This window comes from Polaromonas sp. (assembly GCF_029945925.1).
Taxonomy (GTDB): domain Bacteria; phylum Pseudomonadota; class Gammaproteobacteria; order Burkholderiales; family Burkholderiaceae_C; genus Polaromonas.
The window spans coordinates 1-18676 of record NZ_JAQSDN010000015.1; the positions used below are offsets into that span (position 1 = coordinate 1).

The window sequence follows — 18676 nt, forward strand, 5'->3', positions numbered from 1 at the left end:
TTTCTTTTGGCGACGCAAAAGAAAAGTGAGTTGCCGCCGGGCAACCCCCGGCTTGTTGGAAGCGCCAACACTGTTCAAGCTTGCACAGGCTTCGACCCTTCCACATGCACAGGACAGGCCAGGCTCAGCCCGAACGGCGTATGACCCTGTTTGCGCTGCATCAGCACAACAGCAAGTCCTTCCCGGATAATGGTTTTCAAAATATCAGGAGACGCCCGTGACGGATGCAGAACAGCCTCTTTCCTCGCTCAACGCCGACTTGAGTCCGTCCAGCAGCCTGCTGGCCAATTTGCGCCAGGAACTGATGCGGCATCCGCCGTTTGCGCAGATGCAGGCCGGCGACGTGGACTTCTTCCTGAGCCATGCCCGGCAGAACTACTTCGCACCCGAAGAAATCCTGCTTGAACCCGACAGCGGTCCGGTCACGGAGCTGTTTTTCATCCGCCAGGGCGCGGTGATCGGCGAGCGCGGGCTGGCCGAGCTGTCGGGCGGTGCTTTCCATTACGAGCCGGGCGAGCTGTTTCCCGTCAGTGCGGCGCTGGCGCAGCGCGCGGTGACCGCAAGCTACCGCGCCGTGGCCGACACCTTTGTGCTGGCCCTGCCGCTGGCTTCCATGCATGCGCTGGCCGTGATGAGCCCGCCGTTTGCCGACTTCCTGAACCGGCGCATCCTCAAGTTCCTGGACCTCTCGCGGCGTGCCCTGCAGGTGGCCTATGCCTCGCAGGCGCTGGCCGAACAGTCGCTGGAGACACCGCTGGGCGATGTCGCGCGCCAGGCGCCGGTGACCTGTCCGCCCGACACGCCGCTGCGCGAGGCGCTGAGCCGCATGCACCAGCAGCGCATCGGCTCCATGCTGGTGGCCGACGAAGCCGGCCGGCCGCTGGGCATTCTCACGCGGTATGACATTCTGGGCCGGGTCACGCTGGCGGCGCTGCCGCTGGACACACCGATCTCGCAGGCCATGGTGCAGCCGGTGCTGACCCTGAGCCACGAACACACGGCGCTGGACGCGGCCCTCCTGATGAGCAAACACGGCATCCGCCATGTGCCGGTCACGCGCGGCGGTGTCGCCGTGGGCGTGGTGTCTGAGCGTGACCTGTTTGCCATGCAGCGCCTGAGCCTCAAGCAGGTCAGCACCTCGATCCGTTCTGCCGCCGATGTGGAGATGCTCAAGATCGTGGCGCAGGACATCCGGCGTTTTGCGCACAGCCTGCTCGGCCAGGGGGTGCACGCGCGCCAGCTCACGGCGCTGATCAGCCACCTCAACGACGTGCTCACCCTGCGCCTGCTGGAGATCAAGGCCGGGGAGCACGGCATCGACCTGAGCCGCCTGTGCTGGCTGGCGCTGGGCTCGGAAGGGCGCAGCGAGCAGACCATTGCGACCGACCAGGACAACGCGCTGATCCTGCCCGACGACACGACGCCGGCCCAGCGCGAGGCCGCGCTGCGTTTTGCCCGTGACGTCAACGTGGCGCTCGACGCCTGCGGCTACCCGTTGTGCCGCGGCGGCATCATGGCCGGCGAGCCGGCCTGCTGCCTGACCCTGCACCAGTGGCGTGAGCGTTTTGCGCGCTGGATAGAACACGGGGCGCCTGAGGATTTGCTCAATGCGAGCATTTACTTCGACTTCCGGCCGCTGGCCGGTGATGCACGCCTGGCCGACAGCCTGCGCCAGGAGGTCAGCGAGTCGGCGCGCCGCGCGCCGCGTTTCATCAAGCAGCTGGCGACCAATGCGTTGATGCACAGCCCGCCGCTGAACTGGACCGGCAGCATTGCGGTGGACGACGGCGGCATGATCGACCTCAAACTGCAGGGCGCCGCTATTTTTGTCGATGTCGCCCGGATCTATTCGCTCAGCCGCGGCGTGACGGCCACCAACACCCGGGAACGGCTGGACGCCGTCGGTACGTTGCTGGGGCTGGCCCCGTCCGAATACCAGGCCTGGGTCAGCGGCTTCGAGTTCTTGCAGACCCTGCGGCTGCGCGTGCAGCTCGAAGGCACGGCCTCGCCGCAGCAGCCGAACCACCTGAAAGTCGACCGCCTGAACGACATCGACAGGCGCATCCTGCGTGAGTCGTTTCGCGTGGCGCGCTCGCTGCAGCAGCGCCTGCAGCTGGACTACGAGCGATGAGCTGGGCAGACTGGCTGAAAAAGCCCTTCGCCGCGCTGGCCGGCGCGGATGAGGCGCGCTGGGTGGTGCTCGATGTAGAGACCAGCGGACTGGATCCGCAGCGCGACCAGTTGCTGGCGATCGCCGCCATTGCCGTGCAGGTGGACTGGGCGGCCAGGCGCCTGAGCATCATGCCGGGCGACAGCTTCGAGGTGGTGCTTCGCCAGTCTTCCGTGGCCTCAGCGAAAGACAACATCCTGCTGCACGGCATCGGGTTGCAGCGCCAGAGTGAAGGGGTGCCGCCCGACCAGGCCCTGCGCGCCTTTGCGGACTTCATCGGCGACTCGCCGCTGCTGGCCTTTCACGCCCCGTTCGACCAGGCCATGATCGGCCGCCATGTCCTGCAGCACCTGGGCGCAGGGCTGCCGAACCGCTGGGTGGACATTGAACAGCTGTGCGCCGTGACCCATGAGAAGGTCAAGGCGCGCGCACTTGACGAATGGCTGGCCCATTTCGGCATCATTTGCGCGCCGCGCCACCAAGCGGCGGCCGACACGCTGGCCGAGTGCGAGCTGCTGCTGCGCATCTGGCCGCGCATGGCCGGGCAGTGCAAGTCCTGGCGCGATGTCGAAAAACTCGCCGCCCACCAGCGCTGGATTGCCCGGGCCTGACCTGTCCCGGCATTGCTCCGGCGGCTAAGATCGCCGCATGAATTCACCTGTGTTTGCCGCCCTGTTTCCGGTGGTGTTGTTGACTGCTATGGGTTTTATAGCTGGTCGCGCAGGCTGGATAAGGGCTGGAGCCATAAAAGACCTCTCAAGCCTGGTGTTTCTGCTGCTCACGCCAGCCTTGCTGTTTCGCACCATGAGCCAGGTGGACATCGCACAGCTCGACTTCACGCCGGTGGCTGCCTATTTTCTGGCTGTCGCCCTGCTGTTTGCCGGCACTTTGGTGGTGCAGGGCTTCAACCGGCGGGCCGCGGTGCTGGCCCTGGCCAACACTTTTTCCAACACGGTGATGATAGGCATTGCGCTGGTCGGCCTGATGTACGGCCCGGCCGGGCTGGTGACGCTGCTGACGCTGGTTTCCGTGCACTCGCTGGTGCTGCTGACCAGCTCCACGGTGGTGCTGGAGCTGGCCGTGGCCCGCGAGCTCAGGCAGGGCGCGCCGGGCGCCGCCGCCCTGGTACCGCAGCACGCGCCGCGCCATGCGCTGGCCACGGTGCTGATGGCCGTGAAAAACTCCCTGCTGCACCCGGTGCCGCTGCCCATCATGGCCGGCCTGCTGTTTGCGCAGACCGGCTGGGTGATGCCCGCCGTGATCGACAAACCGGTGGAGCTGCTGGGCACGGCGTTCGGTCCGCTGGCGCTGGTGCTGGTCGGCGTGACGCTGGCGCACACGCCCGTGGGCAGGCACTGGCCCTGGCCGGCATCAAGAACCTGGCCCATCCCTTGCTGGTGGCCGTGGTGTGCCGCCTGCTCGGCGTCGGCGGACTGCCGATGACGGTGATGGTGGTGGCGGCGGCCCTGCCGATAGGCGCCAACGTCTTTTTGTTTTCCCAGCGTTACCAGGTGGCCGAAGAGCTGGTCACGGCCAGTGTGGTGGTGTCCACGGTGCTGGCGCTGTTGAGCCTGCCGCTGGTGTTCATGCTGCTGCCTTATCTGGGGTGACCCGGGGCGGTTTCGGACGATTCAACACGGAGTTTTATGCAATTTCTGCAATCCCTTCCGGTCTCGGCACAAGCCATTGGCCTGCTGTTGTTGTCCAACGTGTTCATGACCTTTGCCTGGTACGGCCACCTGAAAAACCTGGCGACCGCGCCCTGGTATATCGCGGCGCTGGCCAGCTGGGGCATTGCGCTGTTCGAGTACCTGCTGCAGGTGCCGGGCAACCGCATTGGCTTCACGATGTACAACATCGGGCAGCTCAAGATCATGCAGGAGGTCATCACCCTGACGGTGTTTGTGCCCTTCGCGGTGTTTTACCTCAACGAACCGCTCAAGCTCGATTACCTGTGGGCGGCGCTGTGTATGGTGGGCGCGGTGTATTTCATCTTCCGTTCCGCCTGACCCGGGGCCTTGCGATTGACCATGAGCGGCTCTTGGCCAGGCAGGGGCCGCGGAACCGGCTTCGCCGGGCCGCAGGCGCAGCGGCCTCCTCAGGGGGCAGCGTAGTACAAGAAGTGACAAGCGTGGGGGCGTTAAACTCCCGGAAGTCATAAATTTGTCATATATCTGACATGTACCGCCCCAGGAGTTGAAGATGCTGTTTGGCAAACTGTTGCCGCGTGAAGGCAATTTTTTCGAGTTGTTCAACCAGCATGCGGACCGCATCGTGGAGGCTGCCCGCGCGTTCTCCAACCTGGTGGCCAACTACAGCGATGTGCAAAAGCGCGAAGCCTACAACCGGGAGGTCGACAACGCCGAACGCGCGGCCGACCGGATCACGCAGGAGGTCAACCGCATGCTGCACAAGACCTTCATCACGCCGATCGACCGCGAGCAGATCCATTCGCTGATCAACACCATGGACGATGTCTGTGACCTGATCCAGGACTCGGCCGAAACCATGGCGCTGTACGACGTGCACCACATGACCGAGGAGATCGTGCGCCTGACGGACCTCAGCGTCAAATGCTGTGAGCGCCTGAAAGACGCGGTCGCGCTGCTCGGCAGGCTCAGTGATGCCGCCACGGCCGAAGCCGCCCTGAAGACCTGCGAGGAAATCGACAAGCTCGAGTCCGATGCCGACCGCGTCATGCGCTCGGCCATGAGCAAGCTGTTTCGCGAAGAGCCTGATGTGCGCGAAGTCATCAAGCTCAAGGCCATCTACGAGCTGCTGGAAACCATCACGGACAAATGCGAGGACGTGGCCAACCTGATCGAGGGCATCGTCCTCGAAAATTCCTGAACATGGAGACCGTACAGACGACCCTGTGGGTGGTGGTCATGCTGGTCATCCTGGCCGTGGCCTTCGATTTCATGAATGGTTTTCATGATGCGGCCAACTCGATTGCCACCGTGGTGTCGACCGGCGTTCTCAAGCCCGGTCAGGCGGTGCTGTTTGCCGCGACCTTCAATTTCGTCGCGATCTTTGTCTTTCACCTCAGCGTGGCCGCCACCGTGGGCAAGGGCATTGTGCAGCCGGGAATTGTGGATACCCATGTGGTGTTCGGCGCGCTGATAGGCGCCATCACCTGGAACCTGGTCACCTGGTATTACGGCATTCCCAGCAGTTCCTCGCATGCGCTGATTGGCGGCATCGTCGGCGCGGTGATGGCCAAATCCGGCGCCGGTGCGCTGGTGGCCGGCGGCATCCTGAAAACCGTGGCCTTCATTTTTGTCTCGCCGCTGCTGGGTTTTCTGCTCGGCTCGCTGATGATGGTGCTGGTGGCCTGGGTCTGCCGCCGCGCCGCACCGTCGCGCGTGGACCGCTGGTTCCGGCGCCTGCAGCTGGTCTCGGCCGGCGCCTACAGCCTGGGCCACGGCGGCAACGATGCGCAGAAAACCATCGGCATCATCTGGATGCTCCTGATTGCCACAGGCTATACCGCGGCCAGCGACAGCGCCCCGCCAACCTGGGTGATTGTCAGCTGTTACGTCGCAATTGCCGCGGGCACCATGTTCGGCGGCTGGCGCATCGTGAAAACCATGGGCCAGAAAATCACCAAGCTCAAGCCGGTGGGCGGCTTCTGCGCGGAAACCGGCGGCGCCATCACGCTGTTCCTGGCCACCGGCCTGGGTATTCCGGTGTCGACCACCCACACCATCACCGGCGCCATCGTCGGTGTTGGTTCCACCCAGCGCGCCTCCGCAGTGCGCTGGGGCGTGGCCGGCAACATTGTCTGGGCCTGGATTTTCACGATCCCGGCCTCGGCCTTTGTGGCGGCCATCGCTTACTGGGTCAGCCTGTTTCTGTTCTGACCGCTGCACGTCGGGAGGGGGCTATGCCAGCAGGGGCCGCAGGGGCCGCAGGCGCAGCGCCCCCTCGGGGGGCATCCTTCGACAGGCTCAGGACGAACGGATATGACGTGAGCGAAAGCGGCGTGTCCGGTCTTCACCAGTCGGGGCTGCGGGACCGGCTTTGCCGGCCCGCAGGCGCAGCGCCCCCTCGGGGGGCAGAGAGCTACGCGCAGCGAGCGAACGTGGGGGCTCTACTTCTGCTGGGAGATTTTTCTGGCTTCTTCGACCTGGTACTCAAAGTAGCGCTGGAAGCTGAACACGATGCTGGACATCAGCGCAATCGTGCCGAACAGCAGGGCCAGGATGACGGCCGCCATGGTGATCCAGTTGGTTTTGCCGCAAGCACTGCCCGGTGCAGCTGACGGGTTGTGTCTGGCATTCCATTTTTCGGGGGCCATCAGGCCGTAATAAATCGCCGTCAGCGCCGTGGCTGCCAGAGTGAAACCTAGCAGCGGTACCAGCACCCAAGCCAACTGGTCGTCCTGGCCATACTGTCGCACCCGCTGAACGCCCCACCAGCCCAAGGCGGCAGCCAAGGGGTGCAGCCAGGCCAGCAGATCGCGCCAACCGTGCAGGTAGAGTCGATGGATGCCCAATTGGCCGACGGTAAAAGCCAGCCAGGCGGCCAGGGTCTTGTTCTTGTTTTTCATGGATGCAATCAGGGGCGGGAGGGTGAGGAAGAGGGGGATGCGGCGTCCAGGGGCGGCAAGGTGTCGCCGGCGCCCAGTGTTTTCTGCATGATCACAATATCACGCCAGGCACCCATCTTCCAGCCACAGGACTCGACGACGCCCACCAGCGTGAAGCCGAGCGCGCGGTGCAGGCCGACCGACCCCGCGTTGGCCGAGTCGCCGATGATGGCCATGACCTTGCGGATGCCGGCGGCCTCGCAGCGCGCGAGCAGTTCGGTCAGCAGGGCGCGGCCCAGGCCTTTGCCCTGCTGGCCGGGTGCCAGGTAAATCGAATCCTCCACCGAATAGCGGTAGGCCGGCCGTGGCTTGAACCAGTTGCCGTAGGCAAAACCGACCACCTCGCCGCCCTCTTCGGCGACCAGGTAGGGCAGGCCCTTGGATAACACATCGGCACGGCGCGTGGCCATGTCCGTCACGCTGGGCGGTTCGGTTTCAAAGGTGCCGGTGCCATTGAGCACATGGTGGGCGTAAATGGCGGTGATGGCCGGCAGGTCGGTGTCAAGGCTGGCTCTCAGAAGGGTCATGGCGTGCCAAAAAATGGGTTGGAAGGACGTTGGGGGAACGCAGCGGGCGGGACAACGGCAGGCCGCGGGTTATAATCTGCGGCTTTGCAGCATTTCGCTGGCCGGGTGCCATGTCGTGTGTCTCAAGCGCTGCAGGAACATTTTGGGGTGATTTTTTTTCACCTCACCACCCGAAGGATAAATCATGGTCGTCATCCGACTCTCGCGCGGCGGTTCTAAGCACCGTCCATTTTTCAATATTGTTGTGGCTGACAAACGCGTCCGCCGCGATGGCCGCTTCATCGAGCGCATCGGTTTTTACAACCCGATTGCCAAAGGTGGCGAAGAAGGTCTGCGCATCGAGCAGGACCGCCTGACCCACTGGCTCGGCGTGGGCGCACAAGCGTCCCCCACCGTGCTGCGCCTGGTCAAGCAGGGTGCTGCTGCAGCTCCCAAGGCTGCCTGATTGTCGGGTTCCTGAATGCTGCCCGGCCTTGAGCCGTCTGGCTTGCCAGACGACGCGGTTGAAGTCGGGCGCATTCTTGACGCCTGGGGCGTCAAAGGCTGGGTGAAAATCCTGGCCCATAGCGCCTCCTCCGAGGCGCTTTTTTCATCCGGCCGCGGGTTTCTGCAGCCGCCGGATACCAAACACCGGCCCGGTTTTGACGCTTTCTCCGGCACCGTGGTGCTGACGGTCAGCGAATCCAAAACCCATTCCGACTCCGTGGTGGCCAAGTTCGAGGGCATCGACGACCGCACGCCGGCCGAGGCCCTGCGCGGCGCGCGCATTTTTGTGCCGCGCAGCAGCTTCCCCAAGGCGGGCGCGGACGAGTATTACTGGGTCGACCTGCTGGGCCTGAACGTCATCAACCGCGAAGGCGTGTCCCTGGGCAAGGTGCGCGACCTGATGGCCACCGGCCCGCATTCGGTGCTGTGTGTCGAATACACCGAAGGCGAGCAGACGCTGGAGCGCATGATTCCCTTTGTGGCTGCCTATGTGGACGCGGTCGATCTGCCGGGCCAGACCATCACGGTGGACTGGCAACCTGACTATTAGAGCCCCCGAGGTAGAGCCCCCACGCTTGTCGCTTCGCGTACTGCGCGAGGCCTTGCAGGCCGCGGCTCGCGAGACGCTTCGCCTCTGTCGCCTGTCCAAACCTGCTCAAGCAGATTTGGAGCCGCAGGCTCCAGCCCCTCGGAGGCGCTGCGCCTGCGGCCCGGCGAAGCCGGTTCCGCGGCCCCGGCTGGTCTAAAACTTCCCAAGCAGCGTCGCTAGGCGGTTCATGACGCAAAATAGAACCATGCGTTTTGACGTCATCACACTTTTCCCCGAGCTTTTTGCGCCGTTCCTGACCAGCGGCGTGACGCGCCGTGCCTACGAATCCGGTCTGGTCGAGGTGAAGTTGTGGAACCCGCGCGATTTTGCCGAAGGCAACTACCGCCGGGTGGACGACCGCTCCTTTGGCGGCGGTCCCGGCATGGTGATGCTGGCCGAGCCGCTGGCGCGCTGTCTTGAAAAGATCCGCGAGGACCGTGCCGAGCCTGCCGGCCAGCAGGCACCGGTGGTCCTGTTTTCGCCGATTGGCCGCGCGCTGGACCACACGGGCGTGCAGGCCTGGTCGGCCGGTCGCGGGGCGGTGCTGGTCTGCGGGCGTTACGAGGGACTGGATCAGCGTTTTATCGATACCTATGTGGACCAGCAGATCAGCCTGGGTGACTTTGTGCTGTCCGGCGGTGAAATTGCCGCGATGGCCTTGCTGGACGCGGTGGCGCGCCTGCAGCCGGGCGTGCTCCATGACGAGGGCAGCCACCAGTTCGACAGTTTCAACCCGGCGCTCGACGGCCTGCTCGACTGCCCGCATTACACCCGGCCAGAAACCTGGCGCGGCCAGACGGCCCCCGAGACGTTGTTGTCGGGCAACCACGGCCACATCGAACGCTGGCGCCGCGAGCAACGCCTGGCCCTGACCCGGCAGCACCGGCCCGAACTGCTGGACAAGGCCCGCGCAGCCAGCAGCCTGACGGTCGCCGACGAGGCATTTCTGCGCGATCTGCCGGCGCAAAAGGCCTCAAAGCCATAAATGGCTATAATCAAAGGCTTTTCAGTCCTCTGGCGGCCACTGCAACCATCTTGACCATCCCTGATGTGTCCATGGATTTGCGGTCTTTAGCGTAGCGCGTGTATGAACGAAAAAGTTAGATGGAATAAATCATGAATCTGATCCAGACCCTAGAGCAGGAAGAAATTGCCCGCCTGAACAAGACCATCCCCGTGTATGCCCCCGGCGACACCGTGATTGTCAGCGTCAACGTGGTTGAAGGTACCCGCAAACGTATGCAGGCTTTTGAAGGCGTCGTGATTGCCAAGCGCAACCGTGGCCTGAACTCCAGCTTCATCGTGCGCAAGATCTCCAATGGTGAAGGCGTCGAGCGGACCTTCCAGGTCTACAGCCCGCTGATCGCCAAGATCGAAGTCAAGCGCCGTGGTGACGTGCGTCGTGCCAAGCTGTACTACCTGCGCAGCCGCAGCGGCAAGTCGGCGCGTATCAAGGAAAAGCTGGGCGCCAAAGCTAAAGCTGCCTAAAAGCAGCCGGCCCGCAAAAAAGCCGCTCTCTGGAGCGGCTTTTTTTATGCCCTGTTAATCTTGCGTTCTCATGACGACGCCCCGGTTCACCACGCCATTGCCCACCTTTGATCCCCGCAGCATCCCGGTGATCGGGGTGGACACGCACCTGTCGGGCGTGCCGGCGCAGGAACTCACGCCGCAGGCCCTGCGCCAGCGTTTCCGGCACCCGCCGGTCTGGACGCCGGAGCACAGCGTCGAGAAAAAATTTTCCAACCGAGAGCCGGCGCTGGCGGCCGTGCTGCTGCCGCTGGTCATGCGTGATGAACTGACGCTGTTGCTGACGGAGCGGGCGGGCAACATGTCCACCCATTCCGGCCAGATTGCGCTGCCCGGCGGCAAGACCGACGACACCGACCACGATGCGGTGGACACGGCCCTGCGCGAGGCGCACGAAGAAATCGGCCTGGCGCGCGCGCATGTGGAGGTGCTGGGCATCCTGCCCACCTATGTCACCGGCACGGCGTTCATCATCACACCGGTCGTTGCGCTGGTGCGGCCCGGTTTTGCGCTGCAGCCCAGCCCGTCCGAGGTGGCCGACATTTTTGAAGTGCCGCTGCGTTACCTGATGGACCCGTCCAACCACCAGCGCCACGAGTTTGAATTCGACGGTGTGCTGCGCCAGTGGCTGTCCATGCCCTACATGGGGGATGAGGGCGCGGACGCGAAGGAGCGTTACATCTGGGGCGCGACGGCCGGCATGCTGCGCAACCTCTACCGCTTTCTGAGCGCATAGACAAGCCACCTCCGACCAGGCTCACTTCGTGTAGCCCGTTCCCCCCTCAAGGGGGCGGCGCCTGCGGTCTGGCGGAGCCAGTCCCGCGGCCCCCGCGGTGACATACCGTCTACTGGGTCACCCCCACTGAACTCTTCAACCCAGCAGGGGCCGCGGGTCCGGCTTTGCCGGCCCGCAGGCGCAGCAGCCCCCTCGGGGGGCAGGGCGCTACACGAAGTGAGCAACCGTGGGGGCCAATCAAGCAGTGAGCGACCGTGGGGGCAGTATCATTCAGCATGAGTTTTTTTGCTGTTTTGTTTGCCCTCATCCTCGAACAGGCGAGGCCGCTGGCGCGTGGCAACCCGATTCATGCCGGTTTGCGCCGCTGGGCGCGCTGGGCCAGCCGCAGCCTGGACGCCGGCAAGCCGCAACACGGCTGGGTCGCCTGGGCCACGGCGGTGGTGGGTCCGGCCCTGCTGACCCTGGCGGTGCACTGGCTGCTCTGGAGCGTGAATGGTGTGCTGGCTTTTGTCTGGAGCGTGGCCGTGCTTTACGTGACGCTCGGCTTTCGCCAGTTCAGCCACTATTTCACCGACATACGCGATGCACTGGACGACGGCGACGAAGCGACCGCGCGCGAGCTGCTGGCGCGGTGGCGTCAGGTCGATGCCAGCGAACTCCCGCGCAGCGAAATCGTGCGGCATGTGATCGAGTATTCGGTGCTGGCTGCGCACCGCCACGTGTTTGGCGTGCTGGCCTGGTTTTCGGTGCTGGCTGCGCTGGGCTTGGGGCCGGCCGGTGCCGTGTTGTACCGCATGGCCGAGTTTGTCTCGCGTTACTGGGCCTACAAGTCCAAATCGGTCGGTGAGGTCGCGAGCCCGGCCCTGCAGCAGGCCGCGGCGCGGGCCTGGGCCGTGATCGACTACGTGCCGGCGCGCCTGACCTCGCTCGGGTTCGCGGTCGTGGGCAGTTTCGAGGACGCGATCGACGGCTGGCGCAACTACATGCAGCGTGCGCCCGCGGGCCCGGAAAACCGCAACGACGGCGTGATCCTGGCCGCGACCTCGGGCGCGGTCAACGTGCGCCTGGGCGGCGAAGCGTTGAAAGCTGCGTTTTCCCCCGACGTTTCCCAGGGTTTTCAGGCTGACGGCATCGACGCAGGCGGCCCGCAGGCCACCGAGAGCACGCCGGGGCGCGAGCCGGAGGTCGGGCACCTGCGCAGCATCGTGGGTCTGGTCTGGCGCTCGGTGGTGCTCTGGATGATGCTGCTGGCGCTGCTGACGCTGGCGCGCCTGCTGGGCTGACCGGCTCCCTCTTGACTTGGCCTGCGCATGTCTGACGCTGCGTCGTTCTGGAGTCCGGCGCTTCGGGGTTTGGTGCCCTACACGCCGGGCGAGCAACCCCTGATCGAAGGGCTGGTCAAACTCAACACCAACGAAAATCCCTACCCGCCTTCGCCCCGGGTGATCGCTGCCATCAGCGTCGCGGCCCAGGAGGGGCTGCAGCTTTACCCCGACCCGCAGGCGGCGGTGCTGCGGCAGGCGATCGCGGACTTTCACAGCATCGCTGCCGGCCAGGTGTTCGCCGGCAATGGCTCGGACGAAGTGCTGGCGCATGCTTTTTTCGCCTTCTTCCGCCAGGGCAAGCCGGTGCTGATGCCGGACATCAGCTACAGCTTCTACAAGGTGTATTGCGGGCTGTACGGCATTGACGCCGGGATCGTTCCACTGGACGCCGACATGCGTATCGACGTGGCGCAGTACCGGGCGCCCTGCGGCGGCGTGGTCATCGCCAACCCGAACGCGCCGACCGGCACCGGCCTGCCGCTGGCGGACATCGAGCAGTTGCTGCAGCAGCAAAGCCGCTCGGTCGTGCTGGTCGATGAAGCCTATGTGGATTTCGGTGGCGAAAGCGCCATCGGCCTGATCAGCCGTTACCCGAATTTGCTGGTGGTGCAGACCCTGTCCAAGTCGCGTTCGCTGGCGGGGCTGCGCGTGGGTTTTGCCGCTGGCCAGCGCCACCTCATCGAGGCGCTGGAGACCGTGCGGGACAGCTTCAACTCCTACCCGCTGGACCGCCTGGCCCTGGCCGGTGCGGTGGCAGCGTACGAGGACCACGCCTGGTTTGAAGCCACGCGTGCAGCCGTCATCGCGAGCCGCGAAGACCTGGCGCGCGATCTCCGGGCGCTGGGTTTCGATGTGCTGCCGTCACAGGCCAACTTCCTGATGGTTCGCCATCCCCGGCATGATGCCGCCGTGCTTGCGGCGGGCCTGCGCGACCGGCGCGTGCTTGTGCGCCATTTCAGGCTGCCGCGTATCGAGCAATACCTGCGCATCAGCGTGGGAACGCCCGCACAGTGTGCGGCGCTGGTGGATGCCTGCCGCGCGCTGGTCTGCACTGAACCAGCTCAGTAACGCGGCGGCTGCGACAGCTCGGCGAACAGTTCGCTATATAAACGATAGCGGCTGGCGCTTATTCCACTTGGTCCAGAGGCCGATTTGACCTCTGAAATCACGCCGCAGCCGGGTTCATGCAGATGCGTGCAGTTGTAGAACTTGCAGTCCTGCGCATGGGCCTTGAGGTCGGGCATGTAGTTGGCCAGCTGCATCGGCTCGATGTGGTGCAGGCCGAACTCCTGAAAGCCGGGCGAATCGATCAGCGCGCTGGTTCTGGCGTCGTCGAGCCAGTACAGCGTGGTGCTGGTGGTCGTGTGTTTGCCTGAATTGAGCGCCTGCGATATTTCCGCGGTCAGCACCTGCGCGCCCGGAATCAGCAGGTTGGTCAGGCTGCTCTTGCCGGCGCCGGAAGGACCCAGCACCAGCGTTTTCTTGCCGCGCAGCAGCTCGCGCAGCTGGGAGGTTTGCGCGTCGTTGGCGACGGGCGTGTCGGTTTTCGGCTTCACCGCAAGCGGCACCACCTGGTAACCCATGGCGCGGTAGGGCGCCAGCTTGGCCCAGGCGCGTCCAAAGGGTTCGGCCAGGTCGCTTTTGTTCAGCGCGATGATGGGGGTGATGCGTTCGGCCTCGGCCGCGATCAGCGCGCGGGTCAGCTGGCTCTCCGAAAACTCGGGCTCGGCCGCGATCAGGATCAGCACCTGGTCGAGATTGGCCGCAAACGACTTGGTGCGCATGTCGTCCTGCCGGTAAAACAGGTTGCTGCGTTTTTCCACCTTCTCAATCGTGCCTTCGTCCTGCGAGGGCAGCCACAACACGCGGTCGCCGACGACGGCCTGGCTTTTTTTGCCGCGCGGATGGCAGATCAGGCGCTGGCCGTCGGGCGTTTCGACCAGGCAATGCCGGCCGAAACCGGCCACCACCAGGCCGGGCAGGGTCCCGGCGGAAGAAACAGTGGTCAAGCCAGCAGCGCGTCGACCTGGGACGCGCAGAAAAAGTCGCTGACCGAAATGCCGTTCACGTCGTGCGTGTTGAAACGCACCGTGCATTTGCCATAACTCAGCGCCAGGTCCGGGTGGTGGTCCTCGGCATTGGCAATGAAGGCCACGGCGTTGGCAAAACCCATGGTCTCGTGGAAGTTCTTGAAGCTGAAGGTCTTCTCCAGTGAACCATCGATCAGGCGCCAGCCTTGCGGCTGCTCGCCATTGAGCTGGCTCAGCTGCGTGACGATTTCGGTGGCACTCAGCGCGCGGCGGTTCTGGTGAATCGGGTTGCTCATGCGGGGGTTCCGGTGGGTGCACCCATGCGGGACAGCCGCTCCGAGGCCGGCGGGTGCGAATAATAAAACTTCACATACACCGGGTCGGGCGTCAGTGTGCTGGCGTTGTCCTGGTAGAGCTTGAGCAGGGCGCTTTGCAGATCCCGGCCGTCGGTTTGCGCGATGGCGTAGGCGTCGGCTTCAAACTCATGCTTGCGTGAGAGCAGGGCAAACAGCGGCGAGATGAAAAAGCTGAAAAGCGGCACCACCAGCAAAAACAGCAGCAGGGCCAGGGCGTCGTTGCTGCCCTCCATGTTCGGCCGCACGCCCAGCCCGGTGTAAAACCAGACCTGGGTGGACAACCAGCCCAGCAGCGCAAAACCGGCCAGGCTCATGGCAAACATGGCGGCAATACGCTTGATGATGTGTTTGTGCTTGAAGTGGCCGAGTTCGTGGGCCAGCACCGCGTCGACTTCGGCGGGGCTCAGTTGCTTGAGCAGGGTGTCGAAAAACACCACGCGTTTGGAGGCGCCAAAACCGGTGAAGTAGGCGTTGGCATGCGCCGAGCGTTTGCTGCCGTCCATCACGAACAGGCCCTTGGCGGCAAAGCCGCAGCGCTGCATCAGGGCCGTGACGCGCGCCTTCAGGCTTTCGTCTTCGAGCGGCTGGAACTTGTTGAACAGCGGCGCAATGACGGTGGGGTAAAGCACCAGGACCAGCAGGTTGAAACCCATCCACACGCCCCAGGCCCAGAGCCACCACCATGCACCGGTGCTGCCCATGATCCAGAGGATCAGCGCCACGATCGGCAGGCCGATCACGAGGCCGACCACCAGGGACTTCACGAGGTCGCCGAGCCACAGCTTGAACGTCATCTTGTTGAAGCCGAAGCGCTCTTCGATGCGGAAGGTGCTGTACAGCGTGAAGGGCAGATCCAGCAGCCCGCTGATCAGACCAAAGGCAGCCAGCAACGCCAGCTGGGGCACCAGGCTGCCGTAAGCGGCCAGCCCGGAATTCATCAACGCCTGGTTGAGCAGGTCAATGCCGCCGAGCAGGGTCCAGCCCACCAGCACGGCCGTGCCAAAAGCCAGCTCGAGCAGGCCAAAGCGCGCCTTGGTGATGGTGTAGTCGGCGGCTTTCTGGTGCGAGGCCAGCGAAATCGTGTCGGCGAAGGCGGCGGGCACCTGGTCGCGGTGCTGCGACACGTGGCGGATCTGGCGCGAGGCGAGGTAGAACTTCGTGAGCAGCACCAGCACCAGGGCGCTTGAGAACACCAGGGTAAAGACAAGGGAATAGTCAGCCATGCAGCAAGTTTAGGCGATCAGCGAGAATCGCAAGATGGCTGAAAACGAAACCCTGCTGAAAAAATCCGATCTGAACCTGGTCTGGATCGACTGCGAAATGACCGGTCTCGACCCGGAAAAAGAGCGGCTGATCGAAATTGCCGTGGTTGTCACCGGCCCGCAACTGACGCCGCGTATCGAGGGCCCGGTGCTGGTGATCAAGCAGTCCGACGACCTGCTCGGGCTGATGGACAACTGGAACAAGGGCACACACGGCCGCAGCGGCCTGATCGACAAGGTCAAGGCTAGCACCGTGACGGAAGCCGATGCCGAAAAGCAGCTGCTGGCCTTCCTGGCGCATTACCTGCCCAAGGGCACCTCGCCAATGTGCGGCAACACCATCAGCCAGGACCGGCGCTTCCTGGTCAAGTACATGCCCAAACTCGAGGCGTTTTTTCACTACCGCAATGTCGATGTCAGCACCTTCAAGGAACTGGCCAAACGCTGGCGGCCCGAGGTGTATAGCGCGTTCAAGAAGCAGCAAAGCCACACCGCGCTGGCCGATGTGCATGAATCGATCGACGAGCTGCAGCATTACCGCACCCACTTCCTGAAGTGATTTGTGCTTCCAGCCCTTTCTGGGCGAGCGCTGGTCGCTATTGAAAAGAGAGCAAATATCCGGTGTCCCCGGCGGTTGCCGGCAGGTTTGAAGGTCTTTCGGAGACGGGGGACTGGTGTAAACCCGTAATCCATGCCATAATCAACGGCTTGACGGATGCACGGGGTGCACCGCATTTGTACATCTACCTCACACTTTTGGGCTCTACCAACAGAGCCATCGCTTCAGGCACCGGTTTTCCGGAAGTCGCCCGAACCGAAATATTCGTTTGATGGTTGATGTTTTATTAACCACAAACGAAGCCTTCCGCAACGCGGCAGGTGGTCGTTTCTTGTTCGCCTGCTCAAACCACAAGTGGAGCAGCGCGCAAGTGATTTGTGAGAAAAAACATGACTGATTCTTTTGAAGCTCGCGGCGACTTTCTGGCCGAAGCAAACACCGATACCGATATCAACCTGATTCCGGATTTTTCCGATGCGCCTGTCGCAGCGGAAACGTCGCTGGACGCCGTCGTCGCGGAGCCCAACGGCTTCGTGAAGCTGGGCCTGGCCAAGGAACTGCTGCAAGCCGTGGCCGACATGGGTTTCACCCAGCCGACCGCCGTGCAGATGGCGACCATCCCCAAAGCCATGCAGGCGCTGGACCAGGAAGCCAAGAACGACCCCAAGGCCAAATTCACCGACCTGCTGGTTTCCAGCCAGACCGGCAGCGGCAAGACCGCCGCTTTCCTGCTGCCCGTGCTGCACACCCTGCTCAAGCAGCAGGAAGAGGCCGAGCGCAACGAACGCGCCGAATTTGAACGCCTGAGCGCTGAGGCCGTTGCCCGCGGCGAAGCCCCGCTGAAAAAACCCAAGCGCAAGGACCCGACCAATACGCGCAACTTCAAGGCCGCCACCCCCGGCGCGCTGATCCTGTGCCCGACGCGTGAGCTGGCCCAACAGGTCTGCGCCGACGCGATCGACCTGGTGCGCCATTGCCGCGGCCTGCGCATTGCCAATGTCGTTGGCGGCATTCCTTACCAGCTGCAAATTGCCAAGCTGCAAAACGCCGACCTCGTCGTGGCCACCCCTGGCCGTCTGCTGGACCTGCAACGCAGCATGCAGATCAAGCTGGACCAGGTGCAATTCCTCGTGGTCGACGAAGCCGACCGCATGCTGGACCTCGGCTTTGCCGACGACCTGACCGAAGTCAACCAGCTCACCATCGAGCGCAAGCAGACCATGATGTTCAGCGCCACCTTTGCGCCGCGCATCATGCAGCTGGCCACGCGTGTGATGCGCCAGCCCCAGCGTGTCGAGATCGACTCGCCGCACGAAAAACATGCGTCCATCACGCAGTCGCTGCTGTGGGCCGACAACATGACGCACAAGCGCAAGCTGCTGGACCACTGGCTGCGCGACACCACCATCAACCAGGCCATCGTGTTCGCCTGCACGCAGGTCGAGTGTGACGGCCTGGCCAACGATCTGGTGCAAGAGGGCTTCAGCGCCGTGGCGCTGCACGGCGCCCTGGGCCAGGGCCTGCGCAACCGCCGCCTGATGGCGTTCCGTGATGGCCGCGTGCAGATCCTGGTCGCGACTGACGTCGCTGCCCGTGGTTTGGATGTTCCGACCATCACCCACGTGATCAACTACGGCCTGCCGATGAAAGCCGAAGATTATGTGCACCGCATCGGCCGTACCGGCCGTGCCGGCCGCGAAGGCCAGGCAATCACGATTGCCGAGTTCCGCGACCGCCGCAAGATCCAGGACATCGAGCACTACACCCAGCAGAACCTCAAGCCCAGCGTGATCGCCGGTCTGGAGCCGCAGCAGCGTTTTGCACCCACCTCCGATCGCCCGCGCGGCAATTTCGGTGGTGACCGCAATGACCGCGGTCCGCGCAGCTTCGGCGGCGGCGGTGGCGGCCGTTTCAGCAACGACCGTGCACCTTCGGGTGGTTTCGGCGGCGGCGCTGGCGGCGGTTATGCCGGCAAGAAGCCTGCCTTCGGCGCTGACCGTGGCGCCGATCGTGGTGGTTTTGGCGGCAACCGTGATGACCGTGGGGGTGACCGCGGCGGTTTCTCCAACAACCGCAATGACCGTGCGCCTTTCCAGGCACCGGCAGGTGGCGGCGCCTTCAACGACCGTGACAACCGCGGCCCGCGTCGTGATGACCGCGGCTTCGGCAACAACAACAACGGCGGTTTTGCCCAGCGCGACGAGCGTGGCGGCGAGCGCAGCTTCGGCGGCCGTCCGGAAGGTTTTGCGTCGGCCCCGCGCGGCGATTTCGCAGACCGCAAACCGGCGTTTGCAAAACCTGCCGGCAAGGTGTTTGTACCGCGTGACGCCCAGAAGCGTCCGGCACGCCCGGCGCGTTGATTGTTGCTGTGACAACAAAAAAGGCCCGCTCTGCGGGCCTTTTTTTATGGGTGTCAACTTATTGAGACTTCCATCAATCAAGACAGGCAACTTACTACCGTTCGCCCTGAGCTTGTCGAAGGGCCATTCACCCTTGCTCAGGACAGGCTCCGACAGGT

19 protein-coding genes and 1 pseudogene are annotated in these 18676 nt (G+C 63.9%); 15 read left to right on the forward strand and 5 right to left on the reverse strand.

Features of this window, described 5'->3' with window-relative positions; translation table 11 throughout:
• Positions 1 to 217 precede the first annotated feature (217 nt).
• The 6 genes and pseudogenes from PSV40_RS03890 to PSV40_RS03915 all read left to right on the forward strand — a co-directional run bounded on the left by PSV40_RS03890 (position 218) and on the right by PSV40_RS03915 (position 6033).
• On the forward strand, positions 218 to 2131 hold the full coding sequence (locus PSV40_RS03890; RefSeq protein WP_300534430.1) for a DUF294 nucleotidyltransferase-like domain-containing protein: 1914 nt from the start codon (positions 218 to 220) through the stop codon (positions 2129 to 2131).
• Positions 2128 to 2781: a 3'-5' exonuclease gene (locus PSV40_RS03895; protein ID WP_300534432.1), complete on the forward strand. Its 654-nt coding sequence runs from the start codon at positions 2128 to 2130 to the stop codon at positions 2779 to 2781. Before PSV40_RS03890 ends, PSV40_RS03895 begins: the two co-directional genes overlap by 4 nt.
• A gap of 37 nt (positions 2782 to 2818) precedes the next feature.
• Positions 2819 to 3780: pseudogene (locus PSV40_RS03900) on the forward strand (AEC family transporter).
• 36 nt (positions 3781 to 3816) lie between these two features.
• Positions 3817 to 4179 (forward strand): DMT family protein, encoded by a 363-nt coding sequence (locus PSV40_RS03905; RefSeq protein ID WP_300534434.1) that lies wholly within the window; start codon positions 3817 to 3819, stop codon positions 4177 to 4179.
• 193 nt (positions 4180 to 4372) lie between these two features.
• Complete coding sequence (locus tag PSV40_RS03910; RefSeq protein ID WP_300534436.1) at positions 4373 to 5020, forward strand: DUF47 domain-containing protein; 648 nt, start codon at positions 4373 to 4375, stop codon at positions 5018 to 5020.
• Between the two features lie 2 nt (positions 5021 to 5022).
• Positions 5023 to 6033, forward strand: a complete 1011-nt coding sequence (locus tag PSV40_RS03915; RefSeq protein ID WP_300534438.1) for an inorganic phosphate transporter — start codon at positions 5023 to 5025, stop codon at positions 6031 to 6033.
• A 230-nt stretch (positions 6034 to 6263) separates the two neighbouring features.
• On the opposite strand, the gene PSV40_RS03920 is transcribed toward PSV40_RS03915, so the two are convergent.
• Together PSV40_RS03920 and PSV40_RS03925 are read right to left on the reverse strand one after the other, a co-directional pair.
• Complete coding sequence (locus PSV40_RS03920; protein WP_300534439.1) at positions 6264 to 6722, reverse strand: hypothetical protein; 459 nt, start codon at positions 6720 to 6722, stop codon at positions 6264 to 6266.
• 8 nt (positions 6723 to 6730) lie between these two features.
• On the reverse strand, positions 6731 to 7288 hold the full coding sequence (locus PSV40_RS03925) for a GNAT family N-acetyltransferase (RefSeq protein ID WP_300534441.1): 558 nt from the start codon (positions 7286 to 7288) through the stop codon (positions 6731 to 6733).
• 184 nt (positions 7289 to 7472) lie between these two features.
• On the opposite strand from PSV40_RS03925, the gene rpsP reads away from it, so the two are divergent.
• From rpsP to hisC, 7 genes are all read left to right on the forward strand, one after another.
• Positions 7473 to 7733: a 30S ribosomal protein S16 gene (gene rpsP, locus PSV40_RS03930; protein WP_096668573.1), complete on the forward strand. Its 261-nt coding sequence runs from the start codon at positions 7473 to 7475 to the stop codon at positions 7731 to 7733.
• Between the two features lie 15 nt (positions 7734 to 7748).
• On the forward strand, positions 7749 to 8324 hold the full coding sequence (rimM, locus tag PSV40_RS03935) for a ribosome maturation factor RimM (RefSeq protein WP_300534443.1): 576 nt from the start codon (positions 7749 to 7751) through the stop codon (positions 8322 to 8324).
• Positions 8325 to 8568: 244 nt separating this feature from the next.
• Positions 8569 to 9348, forward strand: coding sequence for a tRNA (guanosine(37)-N1)-methyltransferase TrmD (gene trmD, locus PSV40_RS03940; RefSeq protein WP_300534445.1), 780 nt, complete (start codon positions 8569 to 8571; stop codon positions 9346 to 9348).
• Between the two features lie 131 nt (positions 9349 to 9479).
• On the forward strand, positions 9480 to 9851 hold the full coding sequence (gene rplS / locus PSV40_RS03945) for a 50S ribosomal protein L19 (protein WP_300534447.1): 372 nt from the start codon (positions 9480 to 9482) through the stop codon (positions 9849 to 9851).
• 70 nt (positions 9852 to 9921) lie between these two features.
• Positions 9922 to 10626 (forward strand): CoA pyrophosphatase, encoded by a 705-nt coding sequence (locus tag PSV40_RS03950; RefSeq protein ID WP_300534449.1) that lies wholly within the window; start codon positions 9922 to 9924, stop codon positions 10624 to 10626.
• Between the two features lie 275 nt (positions 10627 to 10901).
• The gene (locus PSV40_RS03955) at positions 10902 to 11909 is read left to right on the forward strand and encodes a CobD/CbiB family protein (protein ID WP_300534451.1); all 1008 of its coding nucleotides are present in this window, start codon (positions 10902 to 10904) and stop codon (positions 11907 to 11909) included.
• Between the two features lie 27 nt (positions 11910 to 11936).
• Positions 11937 to 13019, forward strand: coding sequence for a histidinol-phosphate transaminase (gene hisC, locus PSV40_RS03960; RefSeq protein WP_300534454.1), 1083 nt, complete (start codon positions 11937 to 11939; stop codon positions 13017 to 13019).
• Here the strand turns inward: hisC and rsgA are convergent.
• The 3 genes from rsgA to PSV40_RS03975 are packed head-to-tail and all read right to left on the reverse strand — an operon-like array spanning position 13013 to position 15560.
• Positions 13013 to 13960 carry a ribosome small subunit-dependent GTPase A gene (gene rsgA / locus PSV40_RS03965; protein WP_300534456.1) on the reverse strand — a complete coding sequence of 316 codons (948 nt, stop codon included), beginning with the start codon at positions 13958 to 13960 and terminating at the stop codon, positions 13013 to 13015. The genes hisC and rsgA overlap by 7 nt on opposite strands.
• Positions 13957 to 14277 (reverse strand): 4a-hydroxytetrahydrobiopterin dehydratase, encoded by a 321-nt coding sequence (locus PSV40_RS03970; protein ID WP_300534459.1) that lies wholly within the window; start codon positions 14275 to 14277, stop codon positions 13957 to 13959. Before PSV40_RS03970 ends, rsgA begins: the two co-directional genes overlap by 4 nt.
• Positions 14274 to 15560: a M48 family metallopeptidase gene (locus PSV40_RS03975; RefSeq protein ID WP_300534460.1), complete on the reverse strand. Its 1287-nt coding sequence runs from the start codon at positions 15558 to 15560 to the stop codon at positions 14274 to 14276. Before PSV40_RS03975 ends, PSV40_RS03970 begins: the two co-directional genes overlap by 4 nt.
• Positions 15561 to 15594: 34 nt before the next feature.
• Here PSV40_RS03975 and orn point away from each other — a divergent pair, with 34 nt between their 5' ends.
• Complete coding sequence (orn, locus tag PSV40_RS03980; RefSeq protein WP_300534463.1) at positions 15595 to 16158, forward strand: oligoribonuclease; 564 nt, start codon at positions 15595 to 15597, stop codon at positions 16156 to 16158.
• A gap of 389 nt (positions 16159 to 16547) precedes the next feature.
• The gene (locus PSV40_RS03985; RefSeq protein ID WP_300534466.1) at positions 16548 to 18518 is read left to right on the forward strand and encodes a DEAD/DEAH box helicase; all 1971 of its coding nucleotides are present in this window, start codon (positions 16548 to 16550) and stop codon (positions 18516 to 18518) included.
• The last annotated feature ends 158 nt before the right edge of the window (positions 18519 to 18676 follow it).

Excerpts from the sequence above, each read along its gene's own strand:
- trmD (WP_300534445.1), top strand. The coding sequence starts at position 8,569 with ATGCGTTTTGACGTCATCACACTTTTCCCCGAGCTTTTTGCGCCGTTC.
- rimM (WP_300534443.1), top strand. The coding sequence starts at position 7,749 with ATGCTGCCCGGCCTTGAGCCGTCTGGCTTGCCAGACGACGCGGTTGAA.
- PSV40_RS03985 (WP_300534466.1), top strand. The coding sequence starts at position 16,548 with ATGACTGATTCTTTTGAAGCTCGCGGCGACTTTCTGGCCGAAGCAAAC.
- PSV40_RS03915 (WP_300534438.1), top strand. The coding sequence starts at position 5,023 with ATGGAGACCGTACAGACGACCCTGTGGGTGGTGGTCATGCTGGTCATC.
- PSV40_RS03950 (WP_300534449.1), top strand. The coding sequence starts at position 9,922 with ATGACGACGCCCCGGTTCACCACGCCATTGCCCACCTTTGATCCCCGC.
- rplS (WP_300534447.1), top strand. The coding sequence starts at position 9,480 with ATGAATCTGATCCAGACCCTAGAGCAGGAAGAAATTGCCCGCCTGAAC.
- hisC (WP_300534454.1), top strand. The coding sequence starts at position 11,937 with ATGTCTGACGCTGCGTCGTTCTGGAGTCCGGCGCTTCGGGGTTTGGTG.
- rpsP (WP_096668573.1), top strand. The coding sequence starts at position 7,473 with ATGGTCGTCATCCGACTCTCGCGCGGCGGTTCTAAGCACCGTCCATTT.
- PSV40_RS03895 (WP_300534432.1), top strand. The coding sequence starts at position 2,128 with ATGAGCTGGGCAGACTGGCTGAAAAAGCCCTTCGCCGCGCTGGCCGGC.
- PSV40_RS03955 (WP_300534451.1), top strand. The coding sequence starts at position 10,902 with ATGAGTTTTTTTGCTGTTTTGTTTGCCCTCATCCTCGAACAGGCGAGG.
- PSV40_RS03905 (WP_300534434.1), top strand. The coding sequence starts at position 3,817 with ATGCAATTTCTGCAATCCCTTCCGGTCTCGGCACAAGCCATTGGCCTG.
- PSV40_RS03925 (WP_300534441.1), bottom strand. The coding sequence starts at position 7,288 with ATGACCCTTCTGAGAGCCAGCCTTGACACCGACCTGCCGGCCATCACC.
- PSV40_RS03970 (WP_300534459.1), bottom strand. The coding sequence starts at position 14,277 with ATGAGCAACCCGATTCACCAGAACCGCCGCGCGCTGAGTGCCACCGAA.
- orn (WP_300534463.1), top strand. The coding sequence starts at position 15,595 with ATGGCTGAAAACGAAACCCTGCTGAAAAAATCCGATCTGAACCTGGTC.
- PSV40_RS03920 (WP_300534439.1), bottom strand. The coding sequence starts at position 6,722 with ATGAAAAACAAGAACAAGACCCTGGCCGCCTGGCTGGCTTTTACCGTC.
- PSV40_RS03910 (WP_300534436.1), top strand. The coding sequence starts at position 4,373 with ATGCTGTTTGGCAAACTGTTGCCGCGTGAAGGCAATTTTTTCGAGTTG.
- PSV40_RS03975 (WP_300534460.1), bottom strand. The coding sequence starts at position 15,560 with ATGGCTGACTATTCCCTTGTCTTTACCCTGGTGTTCTCAAGCGCCCTG.